The organism is Providencia sp. JUb39, from assembly GCF_012272845.1.
Classification (GTDB): domain Bacteria; phylum Pseudomonadota; class Gammaproteobacteria; order Enterobacterales; family Enterobacteriaceae; genus Providencia; species Providencia lanzhouensis.
In genome coordinates, this window is sequence record NZ_JAAWXD020000001.1 from 2,123,104 (window position 1) to 2,146,752 (window position 23,649).

Below are 23,649 nucleotides of genomic sequence, written 5' to 3' on the forward strand. Positions count from 1 at the left end.
AATAGTTTGCGTTAGAACAAGGCGGCTAGCACCAGAGCTATCCTGAATATAATCAATAGATTTATTCTAAATAGTTCGCGTTAGAACAAAGTGGCTAGCGCCAGAGCTATCCTGAATATAATCAATTATTTATTCAAAATAATTTGTGCTGTAGTAAGGCGGCAATCGAGCTAATCCCTAGGAGCATACACAAGTATGTGACTAGGGTTAGCGAGTGCAGCCAACGCCGCTACAGTGCAAAGTATGAAGAATAAAAAGATTATTCTTTGGCTTTCCAGACACCATCAACATAAAAAGCACTCCACCCCGTCGCCTTGCCATCTTTCTCAGACGAAACATATTGCTGTTTTGTCTTGCGGCTAAAACGAACCACTGTTGGGTTGCCCTCTTCGTCTTGTGCTGGTGCTTCCGCTAAGTACGCCAGTTTTGCCGGTAATCTGTCTTTAAATCGTTGCAGTTCTGCCACTAATGGCGCACGTGTTTCCCTTGATTTCGGGAAGGTGTTTGCGGCAAGGAATACGCCAGCTGCACCATCACGTAACACAAAATAAGCATCCGATTTTTCACACGGTAATTCTGGTAGTGGTACAGGGTCTTCTTTCGGTGGTGCAATTTCACCGCTTTTTAATATCTTGCGGGTATTTTTACACTCTTCATTGGTGCAACCCATGTATTTCCCAAAACGTCCCATCTTCAGGTGCATTTCAGAACCACATTTATCACACTCAATCACCGGACCATCGTAACCTTTGATGCGGAACTCGCCTTCTTCGATTTCATAGCCTTCACATGCTGGGTTGTTACCACACACATGTAATTTACGACCATTATCAATCAGGTAGCTGTCCATCGCCGTGCCACATGTTGGACAACGACGTTTTGCTCTTAAGGCGTTAGTTTCTGCATCGTCACCTTCGAGGATGTTTAATACTTCATCTTCAGGGATCAGATTGATGGTTTTCTTGCATCGCTCTTTTGGTGGCAGTGCATAGCCGGAGCAGCCTAAGAATACCCCAGTGGATGCGGTACGAATTCCCATATGACGTTCACAGTCAGGACAGATAATCGAGGTGATCACCATTGGGTTGGTACGCATGCCGCCTTCTTCCGGATCTTTTTCTGCGACATCAAGCTGTTTGCTGAAGTCAGAGAAAAATTCATCCAATACCGCTTTCCACTCTGCTTCATGATTCGCAACGTGATCCAGCTGGTTTTCCATGCGAGCGGTGAAGTCGTAGTTCATCAGGTCATTGAAGTTTTCTTCTAAACGGTCTGTAACGATTTCACCCATTTTTTCTGCATAGAAACGGCGGTTTTCCACTTTAACGTAGCCACGATCTTGGATCGTTGAAATGATTGCCGCATACGTTGATGGGCGACCAATGCCACGTTTTTCTAATTCTTTAACTAAAGAAGCTTCACTAAAGCGCGCTGGTGGCTTAGTAAAGTGCTGACTTGGCAGTAATTCCAGCAGCGATAATTCAGCACCCACTTGAATCGCAGGTAATGTTTTATCTTCGTCATTTTTACGCAATGCTGGCATGACTCTTGTCCAACCATCAAAACGTAACGTACGACCTTTGGCTTTTAATTCGAAATCTCCCGCTTTCACCGTTAATGTGGTGGAGTCGTATTTCGCTGGGGTCATTTGACACGCAACAAATTGATTCCAAATTAACTGGTAGAGGCGCTTAGCGTCGTTTTCCATGTCTTTCAGTGAATCAGGTAATACATCAACACTGGATGGGCGAATAGCTTCGTGCGCTTCTTGGGAGTTATCTTTACTGGTGTAAACGTTGGCATCTTTTGGTAAATACTGTGCGCCAAAGTTATCTGAAATATAACCACGTACCATGTTCACTGCATCTTGGCTCAAGTTCGTTGAGTCCGTACGCATATAAGTGATGTAACCCGCTTCATATAAACGCTGAGCCATCATCATGGTTTTCTTCACACCAAAACTTAAGCGAGTGCTCGCCGCTTGTTGGAGTGTCGACGTGATAAACGGCGCGCTTGGTTTACTGGATGTTGGCTTATCTTCACGATCAATCACTTGATAGCGTGCATTTTCCAGTAATTTAACCGCAGCTTCCGTTTGGACTTTATTGACAGGTTTAAAAGCTTTTCCCGCTTGGGAAGTCACTTCTAAACGCAAATTAACGGCGTTTTTATCCGCTAAATCCGCATGGAGTTCCCAATATTCTTCAGGAACAAACGCCTTAATTTCACGTTCACGCTCAACGATAAGTCTTACTGCGACGGACTGTACGCGTCCAGCAGATAATCCGCGCGCCACTTTTTTCCATAATAATGGGGAGACCATATAACCAACGACACGGTCCATAAAGCGACGAGCTTGTTGGGCATTAACACGGTCGATATTCAATTCGCCAGGGCTTTCAAATGCTTGAGTAATTGCATTTTTAGTGATTTCGTTAAACACCACTCGGCTAAAACGAGAATCATCACCACCGATCACTTCGCGTAAATGCCACGCAATAGCTTCCCCTTCACGGTCAAGGTCCGTCGCGAGGTAGACGTGGTCAGCATCTTCGGCTAACGCTTTTAATTCAGAAACCACTTTTTCCTTACCCGGCAGAATTTGATAATTCGCTTTCCAACCATGATAAGGGTCGATCCCCATGCGCTTAACTAACGCTTCTTGCGGATCTTTTTTAACTTTCTTTGTTTTGTCGGTCTTTGCTTTATCGGTAGATGAGCCTGTACTCTTTGGTGAGCCGGATTGTGAACCAGAGCCGCTTTTCGGCAGATCACGAATGTGGCCAACGCTGCTTTTTACAACGTAGCCACTGCCAAGATATTTATTGATCGTTTTGGCTTTTGCCGGGGACTCCACTATAACAAGAGCTTTACCCATATTTACCTTTACCTACTATCAACGAAGGCGCATTTTTCTATTCAAATGCGCAAAATGAGAATCTCTTTTTTATATTGCGACAGAATCACAATATATCAATATTTTTTCGCACAATAATTTGTAACGAAACGAATTTTATCCATCAGCCACATTATTTTGTAAAGCATACAAATTGCTCTAGTTGACTGATTTTAACCACATAATGCAGTTTAGCCGCATTGAAAAACACACACTGTACCTGATAAAATGCTAGAAGCAACCAATTATTTTTTCAAGAGAGGCATTCTATGAACAATGAGATTCAAACTATTTCAAAGCAAGAACTGCTTGAAAAAGCCAACGAAATCATCAAAAACCACGATGAGTACCTTGATGGCATGTTCGTGGATAATGTCGAGCAACATCGTGGTGTTTTAGTTTTTAAAGGCGAGTTCTTCCTTGATGAAAACGGAATACCATCCTTAAAAAGTCCAGCTGCTTTTAATATGTATAAGCATTTGGCGCACCTCTTTTCTGATAAGTACCGACTGCAAGAATCAGAATAGCCATAAAAAAATACCGGCTTTTATCGCCGGTATTTTTAAGGGTAGTCCAACATAAATATTGTGTCATGAATATTCAATGAACATTATGTTTTTTTTTATAAAAGCGGCTTTTGTCCACGCTGCCACCAGCGTAATAATAGCTTATCCGCACTCTCTGCCGCGCTACTGGTAAAACGCTCGACCATTTTCTTGCTCATCACAAAACGGATGCTGATAATTTCTTTGGTTTCGATTGCGTTAATGATCAAATCATCGCTAACACCAATTTGGTCAACGAGCCCTTTCTCTAGCGCTTGTGTTCCATACCAATACTCGCCTGTTGCCACCGCTGCAATATCAAGGGATGGGCGATTTTGATGAACAAAATCTTTAAACAGTTCGTGAGTTGAATTCAGATCTTCAACAAATTTCTTACGTCCCTGCTCTGTATTTTCACCGAGCATCGTCAGTGTACGTTTATATTCCCCTGCGGTGTGCAGCTCCACATCCACATCGTGCTTTTTCAATAATCGGTGAATATTTGGAACCTGAGCGACAACACCAATAGAGCCTATAATAGAAAACGGTGCCGCAACGATTTTATTCGCAATACACGCCATCATATAGCCGCCGCTTGCCGCTACCTTATCAACTGCAATTGTCAGCGGAATATTTTTCTCTTTCAATCGCATCAACTGAGAAGCAGCTAAGCCATAGCCATGGACTAAACCACCAGGGCTTTCTAAACGTAATAAAACTTCATCTTGCTGATCTGCAACTGCAAGAATTGCACTGATTTCCTCACGTAAAGAGCTGACTTCACGCGCATCCATACTGCCTTTAAAGTCTAAGACATATAAGCAAGGCTTTTTGACGGCAGTTTGCCCCATTTTCGCCCCGGCTTTTTCATTTTTAGACTTGGCTTTTTCCTGCTTTTTAAATGCCTTTGACCACGCTTTTTGCTCAGAATCATTCATTTTGATCTGCTGCATTTGACGTTGGCGTTCACGGTAACTTTCGCCTAGGTCAGTAATTTTTAATGCACCTTTACTTCCTTGACGTCTCATACCTACGCCAAATACAAATACTGCAATCACAGCAATCGCGACCACAATGGTAACCACTTTTGCTAAAAACAGTCCGTACAAAGAGAAATACTCCACAAGTTGATCCTTCTAATATTTAACGCTAATAAAAAAATGATCGCATGATTGTTCACAAACAACCAGTAAAAAAACTGTTATCAATAACCACAGACATGAAACAAATGTGGTAAATTGCCCTCCCGTGCAATCTACGCGATGATAACCTTCAACGCGACTCAAGACGATAGGAAAAATTATGCTTCATTATCAGCCTAGACAAGATCTTTTAAATGGTAAAACTATCTTAATTACCGGTGCTACCGACGGGATTGGTCAAGAAGCAGCATTAACGTATGCACGCTTTGGCGCCTCCGTCATTTTATTAGGCCGTAACCCACAAAAATTAGGGGCGGTTAAACAGCAAATTATTAATTCTACCGGTGCATCCGTAGAAACCTATGTGATTGATTTACTGACTGCAACAGAGGCAACTTGCCAAGCTATCGCTGACGATATTGCCAAACAACACCCTTACTTAGATGGCGTATTACATAGCGCAGGTTTGCTAGGAAATATCGCACCAATCAGTGAACAACCCACTCAGCTCTGGCATGACGTCATGCAAGTTAACGTCAATGCGGGCTTCATGCTCACACAAGCATTACTTCCTTTATTAGAAAAAGCCCCTCACGCATCGCTGATTTTCACCAGTTCAAGTGTCGGTAAACAAGGACGCGCGAATTGGGGTGTTTATGCCGTTTCAAAATTTGCGACTGAAGGTTTAATGCAAGTCTTAGCCGATGAGTATCAAGGCACTGGATTACGTATTAACTGTATTAACCCTGGGCGCACTCGTACCGCTATGCGTGCAGGCGCAGCACCCGGTGAAGATCCAATGACCCTAAAAACACCTGCCGATATCATGCCGACTTATCTATACTTAATGGGTGATGATAGCGCCGAGCAAACAGGAACCAGCGTAGACGCTCAGCCTAATTTAAAACCGATTAAAGCTTAAACTCGACCGAAACGGAGCAAGCTATGAGCCAAGACCGACACGAAGAACGCCAACAACGTTTAAAGCAAAAAGTGGATGAGCGAATTGAAGCAGCCCAGCTGGAGCGCGGGATCCTGATTGTCTTCACTGGCAATGGAAAAGGAAAAACGACGGCAGCATTTGGTACCGCTTGTCGTGCTGTCGGTCATGGCAAAAAAGTAGCCGTTGTCCAGTTTATTAAAGGTGGCTGGGATAATGGCGAACGCAATCTTTTAGAGCCTCACGGCGTCCCCTTTTATGTGATGTCCACCGGGTTTACTTGGGAAACGCAAAACAAGCAGACTGACACACAAGCTTGCCTTGAAACTTGGCAACATGCAGTGGAATTATTGCAAGACCCTCAATATGACTTGGTGATCCTCGACGAGCTGACCTACATGATCAGTTACCATTATCTTCCTCTTGCTGAAGTAATGAATGCATTAAGTTGCCGTCCTGAAAATCAATCCGTCATTATTACAGGCCGTGGGTGCCACCGTGATCTATTAGAGTTTGCCGATACGGTGACAGAAATGCGCCCTGTTAAACATGCTTTTGATGCAGGGATCAAAGCGCAAAAAGGAATTGACTGGTAGCCTTTGGTAACATGCTAGTTAGCTGCCACCAGCTACTTCGGTGTTACATCCAGTTTTAAAACCCCAGCACTAAAAATGGCGGCAGTTTGTGATAAGAATTGCAAATATTTTTGTCGCTCCTCAAGGCAATTATCCCCTGTCTCCCATTGGCTATAGCGCTCCGCCATATTCGATACGGCTACATGGTATTGATTATAAAAGTTCTGTTTTTTTTCTGGGTCAGCGGATCCTCGATACGCTTGAATCAGCGTATTCACCTTCACCGCATACTGCTGAATTTGCTGATCTTCAAAAGCAGGGAGTGTGACTGGATAGTCAAATGTTAAACTTACCGTATTGTTTTGCACTGGCTCATTTTGACGCACAACCAGTTGCGTCATTTGTTTATCATCCGACGAAATCGCCGTAATGAGTTCTGAATAAGAAAAACATTTTGTTTTTATTTTGCTGACTGTTGTTAGCGAATTTAATTCATCAGGGATCCGCGTTCCGACCGGGTAATCACAGTTGAATACGTTATTATCAATAATGATATCATCACTACTCTCAACTCTTCCTTTCACTTGGTATTCACCAACAGTTAATTCCTGTATAGTTTGATTATGAACAGAAGGAATTCCATTATTGCCGTATACAAAGCTGTAAGAATAATAAAGATGCTTTTGGGGATTTAATATCCCTCCTTTATTACCTGGGTAAATCATAAAATAAATGTGCTGACCTTCTTCGGTTGTCATGGAATGTAATCCCTGCTTTAAATACAGACTACCCACTGATGCTTTCGGGATCACCATCAGTTTATTATCAATAAAGAAAGAATAATTTTCCGATGAGTCATTACTAAAAAAGAACCGCCCACTTTCAGATGTATGTGGTTGATAAACATCACAACTTGTTATGCCGAAACTCAATAGTGCTATATATTTCATCGACTTTGCACATAACATAAACATTAAAACCTTTTATTTTTTCATTATGATAAAAATAGTTTAGATAGAAGAGTTGTACAATATAAAAGCCTCATAATGTGACAGATGCCTTATAAACTCCATATTGGCGTATTTTAAGTTTTAAATATCTAAATAACAAAGAAATAAAAGTAATAAGTGGAATAACACAACCTTTTTTAACTTTATCATTTTCTAGTCAAAAAAAGACGCCTAGTAAATAATAATTTAAGATTGGGATGGCTTATTTATATTATTCGAAAATAAAATTCCGAATGAATCGATTTTTAGGAAAATCAAAGTTGAATGAATTATTGAAATGACCAAACAGAATGACAGAACATTTCGCTATTCTATTAAATTGAAATAAAAAAAGGCTATGGTAAATACCATAACCTTCATTTTAAAGCATTCGAATAACGTTAAAATAATTAGATTCGAGTGCGGCGCTTAGCAGTTGGGCGTGAAGTTTGGCGTTTCGCTGCTGGGCGAGATGCCACTTGAGTGTGACGTTTCACCGCACGGCGAATTTGGTTAGCTTTGATGCGGCGCTGATCGCGCTCAACAGACACTTTACTTTCTGTTTCAACATCCAGTTCAACTAACTCTCTTAAATAGTTAGTTTGCTCTAAACCTAATTCAGTCCAACCACCACGTGGTAAACCTTTTGGTAAATCAATATCTCCGTAGCGAACACGGATCAGGCGGCTCACTTGCACACCAACAGATTCCCATAAACGACGAACTTCACGGTTACGACCTTCGGTTAAAGTGACGTTATACCATTGGTTCATCCCTTCACCACCGCGATACGACACAGTTTTAAAGGATGCCGGACCATCTTCTAATTGCACGCCAGTGGTTAACTGACGAATTTTTGCATCCGTGATTTCACCAAATACACGTACTGCGTATTCGCGTTCCACTTCACGGCTTGGGTGCATTAAGCGGTTAGCTAATTCACCATCGGTTGTAAATAACAATAAACCACTGGTGTTCACATCTAGACGCCCTACAGCAATCCAACGAGCCCCGGTCAGTTTTGGTAAACGGTTAAATACCGTTGGACGACCTTCAGGATCATGGCGTGTGCACAATTCCCCTTCCGGTTTGTAGTATGCCATCACGCGGCAAATTTCTTTTTCTGGCTCTTTTATCGCTAAGACACGACCATCAAGACGAATTTTTGTGGAGGCTTTGACTTCAACACGATCACCCAATGTTGCCATTTTGCCATCAACACTAATGCGGCCTTCTTTCAATAGGCCTTCGATTTCTCGGCGGGAACCATGCCCTGAACGGGCAAGAATTTTTTGTAGCTTTTCAGTTTGTTGCGGTTTAGAACTCATGAGATCCTCAGCTGTCGCCTTCACAGGCGTCAAATAGCTTCTTGCGCTATTAAAACAAGCCTCGCTCAATTAACAAGTCTTGTGTCATCGGCAAAAAGTGATGAATTTGAAAACCTGCGCATTATACACAGGTTTATTGTGATCCCCTATGACTAATCGTCTTCCCTGAAAGAATGAATTTTCAAGGAAGATTGGCTTATTCAAATGGGGTTGGGTCGCCAGTTCCGACACGAGCGACAACCGGAGTGTCATCAGTAAAATCAATTACCGTGGTTGGTTTTTGCCCGATGTAACCACCGTGGATCACTAAATCCACTTGTTTATCCAGTAAATCGCGGATTTCTTCTGGATCAGATTGAGTAAAATCATCGCCCGGTAAAATCAAACTGGTGGACATAAGTGGCTCCCCCACTGCTTCCAATAAATCACGGGCAATTGGGTTTGATGGTACACGTAACCCAATAGTTTTACGCTTTTCGTTCATCAAACGGCGAGGCACTTCTTTGGTGGCTTTTAAAATAAAGGTGTAATTACCCGGCGTATTGTTTTTGATTAAACGAAATACGGTGTTATCCACATGGGCATAATTTGAGATTTCGGATAGATCACGGCACATCAAGGTAAAGTTATGGTTCGCATCCAATTTCCGGATACGACAAATACGCTCTAGGGCATTTTTATCTTCTAAACGACAACCAATGGCATAACCTGAATCTGTCGGGTAGACGACAACACCGCCTTTATTCAGGATCTCAACACTTTGGCTAATTAGCCTTGCCTGAGGGTTGTCCGGATGGATATAAAAAAACTGGCTCATAGTGACCTCTATAGTTGAGTATCGACAGCATCATCCGGTGAACGACCTAAAAATGGCACTATCTATCTATTCTTACAAAACAAAACGGCGCTTAGAAAACACAACGGTCACAATAATATTTTCATCAAATAATATTGTGACTCAACAAAATAATTCATATACAGACTATTTTACACCCAAACCGTGATCCATCAACGAATTAGGTAATATTCTTACAAACTAAGAGGTTTTAGCTTTCCATTAATTCACTTTATCCCAGAGGGTCCAAACCGCTTGCTCATCATCAGGAAGCCATAAATTCCGCCCTAACTCAATCCACGAACAAGGGCGATGGAAATCTGACCCAACAGAAGTTTTCAAGTTAGCCTCTTGTGCCAACTCTCCTAAAAATCGCTTCTCATTCGCCGGCTGCTGGCAATGAGATATTTCCATCGCATCCCCTTGGCAGGCTTTAAAGTGTTCGATCAGGCGTCTAAGCCATTTATTCGATAATTGATATTTTGATGGATGCGCCAGTACCGCGACACCGCCAGATAGATGAATAGCATTCACAGCTTCCTGAATGCTGCACCACTGCGCAGGCACATAGCCAGTTTTCCCTTTCGCAAGATAGCGCTTAAACACATTATTGATGGTTTTCTCTTTGCCAATTTTGACAATGTACTGTGCAAAATGCGCGCGAGTGACCTGGCCGCCACCTGAAATCGCTTGGGCATTTTCCCACGCATCCTCAATCCCTGCCTTTTGCAAGCGACGACCTATCTCAATCCCGCGGTCTAGGCGGCGTTGTGATTGCTGCGAGAGTAACGTTTCCATCGCAGGATGGCTCGGTGAAAAATTCAGCCCAACAATATGAATTTCAATATTTTCCCACAGGGTGGATATTTCAACCCCGTTAACTAATGTTAATGGACGTGGATTGTCAGCAAGATACGCTTTGGCAGCAATTAAGCCATCACAAGTATCATGATCCGTAATTGATAAAATATTCACACCCATTGCTATCGCACGTTCGACTAACTCAGCGGGAGGCAATTCTCCATCTGATGCATTCGTATGGCTATGTAAGTCATAGCGAGTCACTATTGGCGTCGAATCTTGCGACATATTGTTACCTTCTCCCTTTTCGACTTAACGAAAATTAAAAATAAATACAAACAGCTATTGACATCAATCGCGCGATCCAGTTTACTAGTACGCAAGATTTGTTGTATTCAAAAGAATTAGTATGCAAAAGCATTTAAAACTTAATTTGTTTATCCAGTGAGGCATGTATGACTGTTTTCAATTTATCAAATCGTTGGTGGCGCGACTTCCCAAATTGGGCGGAAGCCGCACGCGCATAAATTGTTAATGCCTCAGTGCCGAACCCGCCCTCAACCAGCGGGTTTTTTTACGTCTAAAATTAGCTTAAGGCAGCAAAATGAACAAACAAAACACCACATTAGCACATTTTAATCATCTGGATAGCCCAATTAACTATCAACCGGATCCTACGTTGTTATTTAATCACCTGTGCCAGAATAAAGCCGCTACCATGCTGTTAGAGTCGGCTGAAGTCAACAACAAAGCCAATTTACAAAGCTTATTAATCATCGACAGCGCATTACGCATCCGTGCATTTGGTCAACGAGTTGAAATTGAAGCGTTAACTGAAAATGGTCAAGCCCTATTACCTTTAATTAATCTACAATTAGCCGAGAAAGCGATTTCTCGCGATTTAACCACAAATCATCTGACCGTCATCTTTGCTCAACCAGAAAGCCAATTAGATGAAGATAGCCGTTTAAAAAGTGCTTCATGCTTGGATGTATTACGCGCATTGCCAGCAATTGCACAAGCCCATTTCCCAAGACCAGAAATCCTGTTTATGGGCGGATTATTCGCCTATGACTTAGTGGCAAATTTTGAAGCATTACCGGAAGTGACTGCCACAAACCAATGCCCAGATTTCTGCTTTTTCGTTGCAGAACACTATTTAGTGATAGACCATCAAAACCAAGCAGCGCGTTTAAAAAGCCTGTTATTTACCGCAGACACCCATATTGTTGCGCAAGTACAGCAGCGTCACAGCGAAATTATCGTTGCGTGCCGCCCTTACTTACCAGCATTACCTTTGGGTGAACAAAACAACTTCAGCGTTACTATCAATAAAAATGATGAAGAATATGGACGTGTCGTCAATACCTTAAAAGAAGCTATCTACCGCGGTGATATTTTCCAAGTCGTCCCATCACGCAAATTCAGTATGCCATGTGCTCAACCGCTGATTGCCTATCAAAAACTTAAGGCGCAAAACCCAAGCCCGTACATGTTCTATATGCAAGACAACGATTTTACCCTGTTTGGCGCTTCACCAGAGAGCGCCTTGAAATACAGCAAACAAACTCGCGTGGTGGAAATCTACCCAATTGCAGGTACCCGCCCTCGTGGACGCAATGCGCAAGGAAATATCGACTTAGATTTAGATAGCCGCATTGAATTGGCCATGCGTACCGATGAAAAAGAGCTGGCAGAACACATTATGTTAGTAGACTTAGCACGTAATGATTTAGCGCGAATTTGTGAAGCAGGCAGCCGCTATGTTGCCAACCTGACAAAAGTTGACCGCTACTCTTTTGTCATGCACTTAGTTTCCCATGTTGTGGGGACTTTACGAAGCGATTTAGATGTTTTCCATGCGTATCAAGCGTGTATGAATATGGGGACATTAACAGGCGCGCCGAAAGTCAAAGCGATGCAACTGATCGCGGAATGTGAAAAAGAGCGCAGAGGCTCCTACGGCGGCGCAGTGGGTTACTTTAATGGGAAAGGTGACTTTGACACCTGCATCGTTATTCGTTCCGCATATGTCGAAAACGGCATTGCTACCGTTCAAGCTGGCGGCGGCGTTGTCCTCGACTCATCTCCACAAGGTGAAGCCGACGAAACTCGTAATAAAGCCCGCGCAGTGATCCGCGCTATTGCCCAAGCCCACCAAGTTGAGGAGTTATTTTAATGGCTAATATCTTACTACTCGATAACGTCGACTCCTTCACCTACAACTTGGTCGACCAATTACGCGCCAGCGGTCATCACGTAGTGATCTACCGCAACACCGTTAATGCAGCGCATGTTTTATCTGTACTGAATCAGCTCGATGATGCGATTTTAGTCCTTTCACCGGGTCCAGGAAAGCCAAGTGACGCGGGCTGTATGCCGGAAGTACTTAAATCAGTAATAGGCACCATTCCAGTGATTGGCATCTGCTTAGGGCATCAAGCTATCGTTGAAGCTTATGGTGGAACGGTTTCCCCTGCGGGTGAAATTTTACATGGCAAAGCATCAATGGCAACCCACGATGAACAAGCTATGTTTGCAGGCTTAGAAAACCCTATTTCAGTGGCACGTTATCACTCTTTAGTGGGTAGCCAAATTCCTGAATCATTAACGATTTGTGCACAATCCAATGGCATGGTCATGGCGGTACGCAATGATGAACAGCGAGTGTGTGGATTCCAGTTTCACCCCGAATCCATCTTAACCACCCAAGGAAAATTGTTGTTAGAAAACACGGTGGCATGGGCGCTTTCTTCCCCCAACAAAACAACATCACATTCGCACTAATGGGACACAGAGAGCCAATCATGCAAAACATTTACGATAAATTATTTAAGGCGCAAGCGTTAACTCAACAAGAGAGCCAATATTTATTTAACGCGATTATTCAAGGTGAACTCACTGAGCCCCAACTTGCTGCCGTCTTGATCAGCATGAAAATGCGTGGCGAACAGCCACAAGAAATTGCCGGTGCTGCATTGGCATGCTTAGAAAATGCCCAACCTTTCCCACGCCCTGACTATCAATTTAGTGATATTGTCGGCACAGGAGGGGACGGCGCAAACAGTATTAATATCTCCACTGCCAGCGCGTTTGTAGCGGCAGAATGCGGGATCAAAGTCGCGAAACACGGCAACCGCAGCGTTTCCAGTCGCTCAGGTTCATCGGATCTACTCGCTGCCTTTGGCATTGCCTTAGATCTAAGCGCTCAAAGCGCCCGTGATGCGTTAGACGAGTTAGGCTTATGTTTCTTATTTGCGCCGCAATATCACAGTGGATTCCGCCATGCCGCACCGGTACGTAGCCAATTAAAAACCCGTACTTTATTTAATGTACTGGGCCCATTAATTAACCCAGCTCGCCCACCGTTAGCCTTAGTGGGCGTCTATCAGGATTCATTGGTTGAGCCAGTAGCAAAAACCATGCAAATGCTTGGGTTTACCCGTGCAGCTGTGGTACATAGTGGAGGGATGGATGAAGTTTCACTTCATGCACCAACCCATGTTTCCGAATTAAAAAATGGTGAAATTCAGCAATATACTCTGACAGCTGAAGATTTTGGCCTAGCGCCTTATCAACTGAAAGATTTGGAAGGCGGCACCCCAGATGAAAACCGTTTTCTGCTAACGCAATTATTACAAGGTCATGGTCAAGCAGCTCATGAGGCGGCTGTCGCCGCAAACGTCGCCATGTTGTTACGTATTAATGGTTACGAAGATTTAAAAGAAAACAGCGAGCATGCACTCAATATTATTCGTAGCGGTAAAGCATTTGACCGCGTTCTGGCACTAGCTGCAAGGGAGCACTAAGATGAAAGGCACTGTATTACAAAAGATTGTGGATGATAAATTTGCCTATTTAGCTGAGCGCAAACAACGCCAACCGCTGGCAAGTTTTCAATCTGAAGTGCAACCTGCGCAACGAAATTTTTACTCAGCTCTGCAAGCGAAGCGCCCAGTGTTTATTTTAGAGTGTAAAAAAGCCTCTCCATCGAAGGGGCTTATCCGTGAAGATTTCGACCCCGCGGTGATTGCGGGCATGTATGCCCCTTATGCTTCTGCAATTTCAGTCTTGACTGACGAAAAATATTTCCAAGGTAAAATGGATTACCTGACGATTGTTAGCAACACAGTGAAACAACCTGTTCTGTGCAAAGATTTTATCGTTGACCCTTATCAGATTTACCTTGCTCGCTATTACCAAGCGGATGCTATTTTACTCATGCTGTCCGTATTGAATGATGAACAATATCTTGCCCTTGCCGATGTAGCACACCAACTGAACATGGGCGTTCTCACTGAGGTAAGCAACGATGAAGAACTGGAACGTGCGATAACATTGAAAGCTAAAGTGGTTGGGATCAACAACCGAGACCTACGCGATATGTCTATCGATTTAAATCGTACGCGTCAACTCGCGCCGCGTTTACCGGCAGGAACTGTGGTGATCAGCGAGTCAGGTATTCTTCAACATCAACATATTCAAAGCCTTGCGGATGTCGCTAACGGCTTTTTAATTGGTAGCGCCCTGATGGAGCAAGCGGACTTACCTCAAGCACTGCGTAACCTTCTCATTGGTGAGCATAAAGTGTGTGGCTTAACCCGTGAACAAGATGCTAAAGCCGCATTTGCCGCTGGCGCCAACTTTGGTGGACTGATTTTTGCTGAAAAATCCCCTCGTAAAGTGACGCTGTCACAAGCAAAGCAGATTATTCATGCTGCACCACTTAAATTTGTGGGGGTTTTCCGTAATCAATCCGCGGATTTTGTGGCGCATATTGCCCAACAATTGGCGTTACATGCGGTTCAGCTCCATGGTGATGAAGATAATACCTACATGGCACAATTACGTGAAATGCTGCCAGCACATTGCCATATTTGGAAAGCGCTGAATATGGCTGATAGCCAAATCGCCGATTATGACCCTGCATTAATTGATTTGCTGCTATTAGATAACGGCGGTGGCGGTACAGGAAAAACCTTTGATTGGTCATCAATACCAACAAATAGCGGTCACAAGCTAATGGTGGCTGGCGGGCTTACCCCTGAAAACTGCCAACAAGCCGCGCAACTCATCTGCAATGGGCTTGATTTTAACTCTGGCATTGAAATCGAACCGGGTATTAAATCCGAACAAAAATTAAACCAAGTCTTTGATGCATTGAAATCAGCCCACATGGCGATTTAGCGCAAAGCCATATTAATCATACTGAACATATAAACTTAAAATGGATAATAAATAATGAGCAAATTAGATCCCTATTTCGGTGAGTTTGGTGGGCAATATGTCCCAGAGATTTTAATCCCAGCATTGAACCAGCTAGAAGATGCCTTTATTGACGCACAAAATGATCCTGCGTTCTTAACGGAATTCCATGATCTACTTAAAAATTATGCAGGTCGTCCAACCGCATTAACCCTGTGCCGCAACCTGACGGCGGGTACCAAAACGAAGCTTTATTTAAAGCGCGAAGATTTACTCCACGGTGGCGCACACAAAACCAACCAGGTGTTGGGTCAAGCATTGCTCGCCAAACGTATGGGTAAAAATGAAATTATCGCTGAAACTGGCGCGGGTCAGCATGGTGTTGCTACCGCCCTTGCTTGCGCCTTATTAAATATGAAGTGCCGCATCTACATGGGTGCAAAAGACGTTGAGCGTCAATCTCCAAACGTGTTTCGTATGAAGCTAATGGGCGCCGAAGTGATCCCTGTACATAGCGGCTCTGCAACCTTAAAAGATGCTTGTAATGAAGCGCTAAGAGACTGGTCTGGCAGTTATGAAACCGCACACTATTTATTAGGCACTGCGGCAGGTCCTCACCCATATCCGACTATTGTGCGTGAATTTCAACGCATGATCGGTGATGAAGCAAAACAGCAAATTTTAGATAAGGAAGGTCGCCTACCGGATGCGGTGATCGCCTGTATCGGTGGTGGTTCCAACGCTATCGGTATGTTCGCTTCGTTTATTCCTGAAGAAAACGTCGGGTTAATTGGTGTTGAGCCTGCCGGTCACGGTATTGAATCGGGGCAACATGGTGCACCGTTAAAACATGGTCGTGTTGGAATTTATTTCGGTATGAAATCCCCAATGATGCAGACCTCTGAGGGGCAGATTGAAGAATCTTACTCCATTTCAGCAGGGTTAGACTTCCCTTCTGTGGGGCCTCAACATGCACACTTAAACAGTATTGGTCGTGCTGAATATGTTTCGATTACCGATGATGAAGCGCTAAACGCCTTTAAATTGCTGTCACGCAAAGAAGGGATTATTCCTGCATTAGAGTCATCTCATGCATTAGCGTATGCCCTCAAAATGGCAGAGCAAAATCCAAATAAAGAGCAGTTGTTAATTGTCAATTTATCCGGTCGTGGTGATAAAGACATTTTTACGGTACATGATATTTTGACCAGCAAAGGGGAAATCTAATGACGCGTTATACTCAACTTTTTCAGCGTTTAAACCAACAAAACCAAGGCGCTTTTGTTCCCTTTGTCACGTTAGGTGACCCTGATGCCGAGCTTTCTTTAAAAATTGTCGATGCATTAATTGCAGGAGGTGCCGATGCCTTAGAGATTGGCATCCCCTTCTCTGACCCTTTAGCGGATGGTCCCACAATTCAAAATGCCAATTTACGTGCCTTTAAAAGCGAGATCACACCGACGTTATGCTTCGAGTTATTAGCGCGTATTCGAGCCAAACACCCCGATATGCCGATAGGATTATTGGTTTATGCTAATTTAGTTTTCACCAATGGGATCGACTATTTTTATCAACGTTGCCAACAAGCTGGCGTAGATTCCGTTTTAGTTGCCGATGTACCAATGCGTGAATCAAAGCCATTTCGTGAATCAGCCATCGCCCACGGCATCGCCCCAATCTTTATTTGTCCACCAAATGGGGATGACGCACTGCTAAAAGAGATTGGAGAACATAGCCAAGGTTATACGTATTTGCTCTCTCGCGCAGGCGTCACTGGTACAGAGCAGCGAGCGCAAATGCCATTAACCCATTTAGTGAGCAAATTAACCCAATATGGTGCAGCGCCTGCACTTCAAGGATTTGGTATTTCAGAGCCTGCTCAAGTGACTGAAGCGATTCGTAATGGCGCTGCGGGAGCAATATCGGGTTCTGCTGTGGTAAAAATCATTGAAAATAACCTACAGCACCCACTAGAAATGCTCAGTAAATTAACGGCATTTGTGGCAAATATGAAAGCTGCCACACAAAAATAGTTACCTTAATTTATTTTCTTCATTGTGTCAGAAAGCCATCCATATTTTGATGGCTTTTTTATTTCAAATAGCCGTTAATGCATTCAATGGTTTCTGTCAAATTTCCACTTTGCGGATAATATTTAAAATATATTAGGTAAAGTTACTCAGGCTAATTTAGTTTAAATATCCATCTTGATATTTAATTATAAAATTAATTTTGCACTCTGATTATTGGTCTTTTTTGATATTGTAAACTTAATGTTAAATAAAATTTAATTAATTTAACATTGAGTTTTCTGCTTATTATATTCTCTATTCTCTAAAAACGAAAAATCCGGGAATAAATTCCCGGATTTCTTTACTGCTTTCTAATCCATTAGCGAGCAAGAATAAACTTGCCGAAGTCCTTAAGAAATTAGAAGCGGTAACCCACACCAAACATAAATACAAATGGGTCTAAACGAGTATCAACTTTAACGCGGTCTTCACCTGCTTTGAATTTAACGTCAGTGTCAATATTCATCCACCAAACAGAGGCGTTTAACATCCAGTTTTCATCAAGCATGTAGTCCATACCTGCTTGCGCTGCAAAGCCCCAAGAGCTTGACAGGTCTAGGTCAGACAGACCGGCTTCTTTACCAGTACTATTAAATTTCTCATCAAAGAAGAACGTATAGTTCAGACCTGCACCTAAATAAGGACGCAGTTTATCTTCTTTGCCACCGAAGTAATATTGAGCCATCAGAGTTGGTGGTAAGTGTTTAACTGTTGCTATATTTCCTGTTGGGCCAGTACCAACTTTATGCTCAAAAGGAGTCGCTGCCAATAATTCCACACCAATATTATCGGTGATCATATAACCGAAAGTTAAACCTAATTGGGTATTATTATTTGCATCAAAATGACCTAAATTCGCATTGCCCAGTTTAACATCGTCCCCGCCAACATTTGGTCTTACAGTAGCTGTACCTGCACGGAATAAAAAGTCGCCAGCTTCATGAGCAAATGAAGCCGCTGGAGCTAAAGTTGCAGCAGCCAATACAAGCGCAGTGAGTTTTTTCATTGTCAATCCCATTCCTATGTTTATTATTTAGCAAAAATATAGCCTATTCTTAAATTTAATATTCAAATCAAGATCACATCTTTTGCTAATTTATATATTTCTTAATAAAGCTGAGTTTATTATTCCATTACTGGTTTTTTCTATTTTGATTTGAATCAATTTTCATGAAATAACTATTAAAATAAAAAATGATTTTATATTAATGGCTAATTAAATCACGATTTAAATATATATTTAAAATACACCTTTAAGATTATTCTTTATTAATAGTGATACACTCATTTATGGTGTAGCACACTTATTTAGGCTAACTCCCAGACTTTTCTTATCTTTCTCTACCTATACGTCCGATACTCAGTTACAATCACCGTCAAATTTTTATTCCGTTTGTAGATAGGAGCAGTTACATGTCCATTTCGGCCAACTCACTCTTTCGTGACAGCATCAACTTTTTTAAAAACCAGTTGAATGGCCTCTTCACCATTGTGTTAATCGCCACCGCAATCAGCGTGATTGTCTACGCAATGTTAATTCCTAATGAACGGATGATTGGCGTGTTACTTGAAGCGCAGAACCAGCTACTTGATGCGGGCAATGCTGGGTTACAGAATTGGGTACTGAACTTACCTGAAGATGAGAAAAACAGCATTCTACGTGTGTCTATGGGCTTGATTTTATCCGTAGCATTGGGAAGCTTGGTCCTGATGTGCGGCGTGCTCTCTTATATCGCCAATTTATCTCGCGGTGAAGCCGTGAACGGGACTCAAGCATTAGTTTCATCATTACCTAAAGCCCCTGCGATGTTCCTGCTGCTGATTATCTGTTCCTTATTAATTCAGCTGGGTATCACCTTGATGGTACTTCCTGGTCTGATTTTGGCGATTGGCTTTTCTCTTGCCCCTGCCATTTTAATGAATGAAAAAGTGAATCCGTTTAATGCCATGGGCAGAAGCTGGAAGTTGGCATTTGCCAATTGGCGTATCGCCGCCCCAATGATTTTAATTTGGATGGCAACGCAAATGTTAGTCAGCATGCTGTTAAGCAGCCTGCAACTAAATCACATTGTGGTCAATGGTATTTCATTCCTGATCAACAACATGATTGCCGCTTTTGCCTTAATTTACTTTTTCCGTTTATATATGCTGAGCAGCAAAAACTCATAAATAGAAACAGATTTAATGATCAAAAAGGGCGTCTCTTCAAAGTGACGCCCTTTTGTTTTTCATCCTATCGATACCATTACTCTGACAACTTACTATTGACGGTTCCTTCCTCGCTCTCCTTGCGTTCTTCAACACTTTTTTGCTGAATATGCTGCTTACTCTGGATCAAGCGGATAGCGAAATAGATATCTGGCACCACCAGTAAATCATCATCAGAACGACTAATTTTATTTTGTGATAACCAACGGTTTAGGGATGTCCGTCGCCCTGCTAGCACCAGCGTGACCCCTTTCGCTTTTAATGACGTCACGAGCTCGTTAAGTGCCGAAAATACACTCACATCGTTATGGGTAAAGCTGACCGCTGCATCGACAATGACCCACGCCGGACGTTTACGTTCGCTATCTATATGCTTATTTAAACGATCTTTAAAATAGTTCACATTGAAATAGGTCAGCGGTGAGTTAAAACGATAAATCAGCACGCCTTCAACCGCCTGAATATCATTATCCGGGTTCATTGAGTGCAACATACCCTGCTCGTCAACACCCAATAACTGATCTGTCGGGCGGAATATCACCCGCAAAAATTGCAGCAAACCTAACAACACGGCAAAGCCCACTCCGCTGATCAAGCCGACCACTAACACCGCGCATAAAGTAAAAACGCATAAGAAAAAGGCTTGTCGGTTACGTTTACGCATTGCATAAATGCTGCGAAAGCTGATCAGTGAAAATGTCGAGACCACCAGCACCATACCTAATGCGGGCATCGGAATATAACCCAGCAGATCCATTGAAAACAGCAATACCACCAAAATAGTGAGCGCAGCAATGACCGATACCATCTGCGTTTTACCGCCCATCATATCGTTCACAGCAGTTCGGCTACTGGCCGCACTCACAGCAAAACCTTGAGATAATGCCGAAGCGATATTCGCCATGCCTAAGGCGCGGAGCTCTTGGTCAGCATCCACGGTATAACCATTTTTACTGGCAAAGCTTCGCGCCGTCATCATAAAGCTCACAAAGCTGATAACTGCCAAGTTTAAGGATGGCGTTACCAAATCCCGCAATAAGCCAGGGTTAAAATCCGGTGCCGCTATCGAGGGTAATCCATTACCAAGATTACCGACGGTGCTAATGCCATATTGCTCAAGATTGAAAACAATGCTGGCGCTCGTTGCCAAGACCATCGCAATTAACAGTGATGGCCACTTGCTGCGTATCCGTTTGATAACCATCGTCACAGTAAGTGTTAACACCGCCACCGTTAATGTCGGAATATGAGTTTCAGGTAACGCAAGCGGCAATGCCACTAAACGCTCAATAAACCCGGAAGGAAGGGAATCAATACCGAAAATTTTACCTAGTTGACTGACAATAATAGTTAGCGCGACCCCATTTAATAATCCTTGTAAAATCGGCCCCGATAAAAAATCCGCAAACATTCCCAGACGAAAACGTGCCGCAATCAAGCACCATATTCCCGTCATTAAACTCATTACAATAATTAATTGCCAACGGGTATTCTCATCCCCCATCGCCAAGGGCGCAACGGCAGCGGCGATCACCGCACAAGTTGCCGCATCTGGTCCAATGATTAATTGTTTCGAGGTTCCAAACAATGCATACATCAGCATCGGTAAAATACAAGCATATAGTCCGACAATGGCATTGATCCCCATGAGTTCAGCATAAGCAATTGCCACAGGCAGCGCCACGGCGGCGACCGACAACCCCGCTTTCACATCCGGTCCCAAGTTCGCCAACTGATATTGGCTAAAGGTTTGTAAACCGGGCATCAGATTAAATAATCGCGCCTTTATCATGGGAAAAAATCTCTAAAAATTAATCAGTTAATTTCTTGTGTAGACTATTTATATCCGAACTATTAAAGTTTATCTAGGACTAAGTCAAATAAGGGTAAAATAGTGCAAATTTGATTGGTTTGCAGGCTTAATTCTTGGTAAAAGAGAGCAAACTTTTAACAATCTGCGCAAAATCAGTTAAACTACGCCACTATGTTTAAGTTGACTCTGTTTGAATTAACTATATTTAAGCTGACTATGTTCACATTAAGGATCTGAATCCACTGTTATGAAACAACTTATTGATTTTATTCCTTTGGTTATCTTTTTTCTCTTCTATAAGCAATACGACATTTATGTTGCTAGTCAGTCATTACTGATAACCACCCCAATTTCCTTATTAGTCACTTACTTCATTTATAAAAAAGTGGAAAGAGTGGCAAAAATCACCTGTGCGATTGTGATGGTATTTGCAGGGTTAACGGTGTTATTTCACAGCGCCGACTTTATCAAATGGAAAGTCACCATCATTTATGCTCTTTTTGGTATTGCTCTATTTGCGAGCCAATGGTTTACAGAAAAACCGCTCATCCAAAGAATGCTGGGCAGCAATCAAGAAATTAAATTAGCGGATAGTTATTGGTTAAAATTAAATACCGCTTGGGGTATTTTCTTTATTGCTTGCGCTGTTATTAATATTTACGTGGCATATTGGATGGCTGAGAATGTTTGGGTCAACTTTAAAGTGTTTGGATTGACGGCTGGTACCTTAATTTTCACGATCCTTAGCGTGGTATATATTTTCAAACACATGACTAAAGAACCTCAGGCGGAAAAGCCAGAAGAGTAATTTATTTCTTCGGATTATTATGATGATAATTAAGCTGCGCACTTTCGCAGCTTTTTTATGCCTATCACAGTGATTTGTTACAATTATCTGTGACTGGATGTACTCTAGCGGTTTACTATACTTATGTTTGTTTGCTATAAATGAGCAACAAAATCATAGTGTTTAATTCCTTTTAATAAAGAGTTTGATATGCAATTACCTAACGGTGAACTCGTTTTACGTACTTTGGCAATGCCTTCAGATACCAATGCGAATGGCGATATTTTTGGTGGCTGGCTAATGTCTCAAATGGATATTGGCGGCGCGATTTTAGCAAAAGAAATTGCTCTGGGTCGCGTAGTAACAGTGGCAGTCAATGGCATAAAATTTCAAAAACCAGTTGCTGTTGGTGATGTTGTTTGTTGTTATGCTCGCTGCTTAAAAACAGGAAAAAGCTCCGTCACTATCAATATTGAAGTGTGGGTGAAAAAAGTGGCAACCCATCCTGTAGGTCAGCGTTATCAAGCTACTGACGCGGTATTTACTTATGTGGCGGTCAATGATGACAATACGCCTCGTGCATTACCTGAAGATAAGCAACACTTCGAATTAGAAAGTTCGCAGCCTCAAGCTTAATCGTTCATATACAGTAAGGGCGCTTCATAAGCGCCCTTTTTTGATCCCGATATTTCCTAGCATTTAAGCTTGGCTCACTGTGCCATCCACTTTGAAATAAATTTCAGTGGTATAACCTTTCGCTGGCAGCTTTTCATATTTCCAACGGTTCATTGCACGCTTCACATCACGCTCAAACATCCCTTTAGGTGAAGCTTCAACAAACTCAATATTTTGCACTCGCCCATCTTCATCGATGTCATAGCGTACTTTCACATAACCATTTTTTCCTAAGCGACGAGCGCGATCAGGGTATTCAGGTGCTTGTTTACTTAATGCTTTTGGACCACGCTGACCTGTGGATTGGTTAGATGCTGTTGCATTATTTTTGACGTTAGTATCAGTTCCGCGCGTGTTGGTGACTTCTTTTGGCGTAGTATCTGTATTTGTGGATGGCGTTTTGTTCATCGCCAGTTGTTTTTCAACAGGTTTAACTGGCTCCTGAACTTTTTTCGGCTCTTTTTTAGGTTCTTTTTTCGGTTCAGGTTTCTTTTTTACTTCTGGTTTTTTCTGCGGTAAGACTATCGCTGGTTCAACAATAGGCTCGGGTTCAATGATAGGTTCAGGTTCAACCACAGGCTCTGGCTCTGCCTGTGTTTCAGCTGGTGGAGTGGCGGCTGGTTCAGCAAAAGAAAGCATTGCTATCGAGATTGGCTCCTCAGGTTGAGGAAATTTCGGTTGATTAAAAATCCATGCCATTGCCAAGCCCGCATGAATTGATAATGAAACAGCAATGATCACTAACAGTCTGATACCACGCATATGCAATTTTTACCCTACACCGTTTTACTTATTGAATATGGCTAATAGTTTAAATGCAAATAGCAATCATATTCAA

The 23,649-nt window shown here is 42.6% G+C and carries 19 protein-coding genes, 1 pseudogene and 1 other annotated feature; of the genes and pseudogenes, 11 read left to right on the top strand and 9 right to left on the bottom strand.

The features are described from left to right. Positions 1–259 precede the first annotated feature (259 nt). Positions 260–2,878 carry a type I DNA topoisomerase gene (gene topA / locus HFU86_RS09715; protein ID WP_132495997.1) on the bottom strand — a complete coding sequence of 873 codons (2,619 nt, stop codon included), beginning with the start codon at positions 2,876–2,878 and terminating at the stop codon, positions 260–262. 287 nt (positions 2,879–3,165) lie between these two features. On the opposite strand from topA, the gene HFU86_RS09720 reads away from it, so the two are divergent. Beyond that, positions 3,166–3,423, top strand: coding sequence for a DUF2498 family protein (locus HFU86_RS09720; protein WP_036956549.1), 258 nt, complete (start codon positions 3,166–3,168; stop codon positions 3,421–3,423). Between the two features lie 95 nt (positions 3,424–3,518). Here the strand turns inward: HFU86_RS09720 and sohB are convergent, their stop codons facing one another. Next, entirely contained in the window at positions 3,519–4,565 is a 1,047-nt protein-coding gene (sohB, locus tag HFU86_RS09725; protein WP_036956548.1) for a protease SohB, read from the bottom strand. Positions 4,566–4,743: 178 nt separating this feature from the next. On the opposite strand from sohB, the gene HFU86_RS09730 reads away from it, so the two are divergent. Both HFU86_RS09730 and cobO read left to right on the top strand, forming a co-directional pair. Then, positions 4,744–5,505, top strand: a complete 762-nt coding sequence (locus tag HFU86_RS09730; RefSeq protein ID WP_132495999.1) for a YciK family oxidoreductase — start codon at positions 4,744–4,746, stop codon at positions 5,503–5,505. Positions 5,506–5,528: 23 nt separating this feature from the next. Beyond that, on the top strand, positions 5,529–6,119 hold the full coding sequence (cobO, locus tag HFU86_RS09735) for a cob(I)yrinic acid a,c-diamide adenosyltransferase (RefSeq protein ID WP_036956545.1): 591 nt from the start codon (positions 5,529–5,531) through the stop codon (positions 6,117–6,119). Between the two features lie 32 nt (positions 6,120–6,151). Here cobO and HFU86_RS09740 read toward each other — a convergent pair whose 3' ends face one another. The 4 genes from HFU86_RS09740 to rnm form a co-directional block, all read right to left on the bottom strand. Then, positions 6,152–6,856: a hypothetical protein gene (locus HFU86_RS09740; RefSeq protein ID WP_243698985.1), complete on the bottom strand. Its 705-nt coding sequence runs from the start codon at positions 6,854–6,856 to the stop codon at positions 6,152–6,154. Between the two features lie 641 nt (positions 6,857–7,497). Further along, on the bottom strand, positions 7,498–8,415 hold the full coding sequence (gene rluB, locus HFU86_RS09745) for a 23S rRNA pseudouridine(2605) synthase RluB (protein ID WP_036956541.1): 918 nt from the start codon (positions 8,413–8,415) through the stop codon (positions 7,498–7,500). Between the two features lie 196 nt (positions 8,416–8,611). Then, positions 8,612–9,232, bottom strand: coding sequence for an L-threonylcarbamoyladenylate synthase (locus tag HFU86_RS09750; protein WP_036956539.1), 621 nt, complete (start codon positions 9,230–9,232; stop codon positions 8,612–8,614). A gap of 240 nt (positions 9,233–9,472) precedes the next feature. Further along, a complete protein-coding gene (rnm, locus tag HFU86_RS09755) occupies positions 9,473–10,339 on the bottom strand; it encodes an RNase RNM (protein WP_132496000.1) in 867 nt (288 codons plus the stop codon). Positions 10,340–10,527: 188 nt separating this feature from the next. Then, positions 10,528–10,629: a sequence feature (Trp leader region), on the top strand. A gap of 26 nt (positions 10,630–10,655) precedes the next feature. Here rnm and HFU86_RS09760 point away from each other — a divergent pair. The 5 genes and pseudogenes from HFU86_RS09760 (at position 10,656) to trpA (ending at position 17,289) form a co-directional block, all read left to right on the top strand. Further along, positions 10,656–12,230: an anthranilate synthase component 1 gene (locus HFU86_RS09760; RefSeq protein ID WP_187129143.1), complete on the top strand. Its 1,575-nt coding sequence runs from the start codon at positions 10,656–10,658 to the stop codon at positions 12,228–12,230. Continuing rightward, positions 12,230–13,860 (top strand): annotated as a pseudogene (gene trpD, locus HFU86_RS19760) (bifunctional anthranilate synthase glutamate amidotransferase component TrpG/anthranilate phosphoribosyltransferase TrpD). Before HFU86_RS09760 ends, trpD begins: the two are co-directional and overlap by 1 nt. A 1-nt stretch (position 13,861) precedes the next feature. After that, positions 13,862–15,238: a bifunctional indole-3-glycerol-phosphate synthase TrpC/phosphoribosylanthranilate isomerase TrpF gene (trpCF, locus tag HFU86_RS09775; protein ID WP_132496002.1), complete on the top strand. Its 1,377-nt coding sequence runs from the start codon at positions 13,862–13,864 to the stop codon at positions 15,236–15,238. A gap of 54 nt (positions 15,239–15,292) precedes the next feature. After that, the gene (gene trpB, locus HFU86_RS09780; RefSeq protein ID WP_036965791.1) at positions 15,293–16,483 is read left to right on the top strand and encodes a tryptophan synthase subunit beta; all 1,191 of its coding nucleotides are present in this window, start codon (positions 15,293–15,295) and stop codon (positions 16,481–16,483) included. Beyond that, entirely contained in the window at positions 16,483–17,289 is an 807-nt protein-coding gene (gene trpA / locus HFU86_RS09785) for a tryptophan synthase subunit alpha (RefSeq protein ID WP_132496003.1), read from the top strand. Before trpB ends, trpA begins: the two co-directional genes overlap by 1 nt. Positions 17,290–17,686: 397 nt before the next feature. Here trpA and ompW read toward each other — a convergent pair whose 3' ends face one another. Next, a complete protein-coding gene (ompW, locus tag HFU86_RS09790) occupies positions 17,687–18,334 on the bottom strand; it encodes an outer membrane protein OmpW (RefSeq protein ID WP_036956531.1) in 648 nt (215 codons plus the stop codon). Positions 18,335–18,741: 407 nt separating this feature from the next. Here ompW and HFU86_RS09795 point away from each other — a divergent pair, with 407 nt between their 5' ends. Next, on the top strand, positions 18,742–19,497 hold the full coding sequence (locus HFU86_RS09795; RefSeq protein WP_132496004.1) for a YciC family protein: 756 nt from the start codon (positions 18,742–18,744) through the stop codon (positions 19,495–19,497). 76 nt (positions 19,498–19,573) lie between these two features. Here the strand turns inward: HFU86_RS09795 and HFU86_RS09800 are convergent, their stop codons facing one another. Next, on the bottom strand, positions 19,574–21,328 hold the full coding sequence (locus tag HFU86_RS09800; RefSeq protein ID WP_187129145.1) for a SulP family inorganic anion transporter: 1,755 nt from the start codon (positions 21,326–21,328) through the stop codon (positions 19,574–19,576). Positions 21,329–21,596: 268 nt separating this feature from the next. Between HFU86_RS09800 and HFU86_RS09805 the strand changes: the two genes are divergently transcribed. Next, complete coding sequence (locus HFU86_RS09805; RefSeq protein WP_132496006.1) at positions 21,597–22,157, top strand: septation protein A; 561 nt, start codon at positions 21,597–21,599, stop codon at positions 22,155–22,157. Positions 22,158–22,346: 189 nt separating this feature from the next. Next, positions 22,347–22,772: an acyl-CoA thioester hydrolase YciA gene (gene yciA / locus HFU86_RS09810; protein ID WP_006658727.1), complete on the top strand. Its 426-nt coding sequence runs from the start codon at positions 22,347–22,349 to the stop codon at positions 22,770–22,772. A 63-nt stretch (positions 22,773–22,835) separates the two neighbouring features. Here the strand turns inward: yciA and HFU86_RS09815 are convergent, their stop codons facing one another. After that, a complete protein-coding gene (locus tag HFU86_RS09815; protein ID WP_036956526.1) occupies positions 22,836–23,573 on the bottom strand; it encodes a TonB family protein in 738 nt (245 codons plus the stop codon). Positions 23,574–23,649: the final 76 nt, after the last annotated feature.

Excerpts from the sequence above, each read along its gene's own strand:
- HFU86_RS09795 (WP_132496004.1), top strand. The coding sequence starts at position 18,742 with ATGTCCATTTCGGCCAACTCACTCTTTCGTGACAGCATCAACTTTTTT.
- trpA (WP_132496003.1), top strand. The coding sequence starts at position 16,483 with ATGACGCGTTATACTCAACTTTTTCAGCGTTTAAACCAACAAAACCAA.
- HFU86_RS09760 (WP_187129143.1), top strand. The coding sequence starts at position 10,656 with ATGAACAAACAAAACACCACATTAGCACATTTTAATCATCTGGATAGC.
- HFU86_RS09720 (WP_036956549.1), top strand. The coding sequence starts at position 3,166 with ATGAACAATGAGATTCAAACTATTTCAAAGCAAGAACTGCTTGAAAAA.
- HFU86_RS09730 (WP_132495999.1), top strand. The coding sequence starts at position 4,744 with ATGCTTCATTATCAGCCTAGACAAGATCTTTTAAATGGTAAAACTATC.
- trpB (WP_036965791.1), top strand. The coding sequence starts at position 15,293 with ATGAGCAAATTAGATCCCTATTTCGGTGAGTTTGGTGGGCAATATGTC.
- HFU86_RS09805 (WP_132496006.1), top strand. The coding sequence starts at position 21,597 with ATGAAACAACTTATTGATTTTATTCCTTTGGTTATCTTTTTTCTCTTC.
- HFU86_RS09750 (WP_036956539.1), bottom strand. The coding sequence starts at position 9,232 with ATGAGCCAGTTTTTTTATATCCATCCGGACAACCCTCAGGCAAGGCTA.
- HFU86_RS09800 (WP_187129145.1), bottom strand. The coding sequence starts at position 21,328 with ATGATAAAGGCGCGATTATTTAATCTGATGCCCGGTTTACAAACCTTT.
- HFU86_RS09740 (WP_243698985.1), bottom strand. The coding sequence starts at position 6,856 with ATGACAACCGAAGAAGGTCAGCACATTTATTTTATGATTTACCCAGGT.
- topA (WP_132495997.1), bottom strand. The coding sequence starts at position 2,878 with ATGGGTAAAGCTCTTGTTATAGTGGAGTCCCCGGCAAAAGCCAAAACG.
- ompW (WP_036956531.1), bottom strand. The coding sequence starts at position 18,334 with ATGAAAAAACTCACTGCGCTTGTATTGGCTGCTGCAACTTTAGCTCCA.
- HFU86_RS09815 (WP_036956526.1), bottom strand. The coding sequence starts at position 23,573 with ATGCGTGGTATCAGACTGTTAGTGATCATTGCTGTTTCATTATCAATT.
- yciA (WP_006658727.1), top strand. The coding sequence starts at position 22,347 with ATGCAATTACCTAACGGTGAACTCGTTTTACGTACTTTGGCAATGCCT.
- trpCF (WP_132496002.1), top strand. The coding sequence starts at position 13,862 with ATGAAAGGCACTGTATTACAAAAGATTGTGGATGATAAATTTGCCTAT.
- rluB (WP_036956541.1), bottom strand. The coding sequence starts at position 8,415 with ATGAGTTCTAAACCGCAACAAACTGAAAAGCTACAAAAAATTCTTGCC.
- cobO (WP_036956545.1), top strand. The coding sequence starts at position 5,529 with ATGAGCCAAGACCGACACGAAGAACGCCAACAACGTTTAAAGCAAAAA.
- rnm (WP_132496000.1), bottom strand. The coding sequence starts at position 10,339 with ATGTCGCAAGATTCGACGCCAATAGTGACTCGCTATGACTTACATAGC.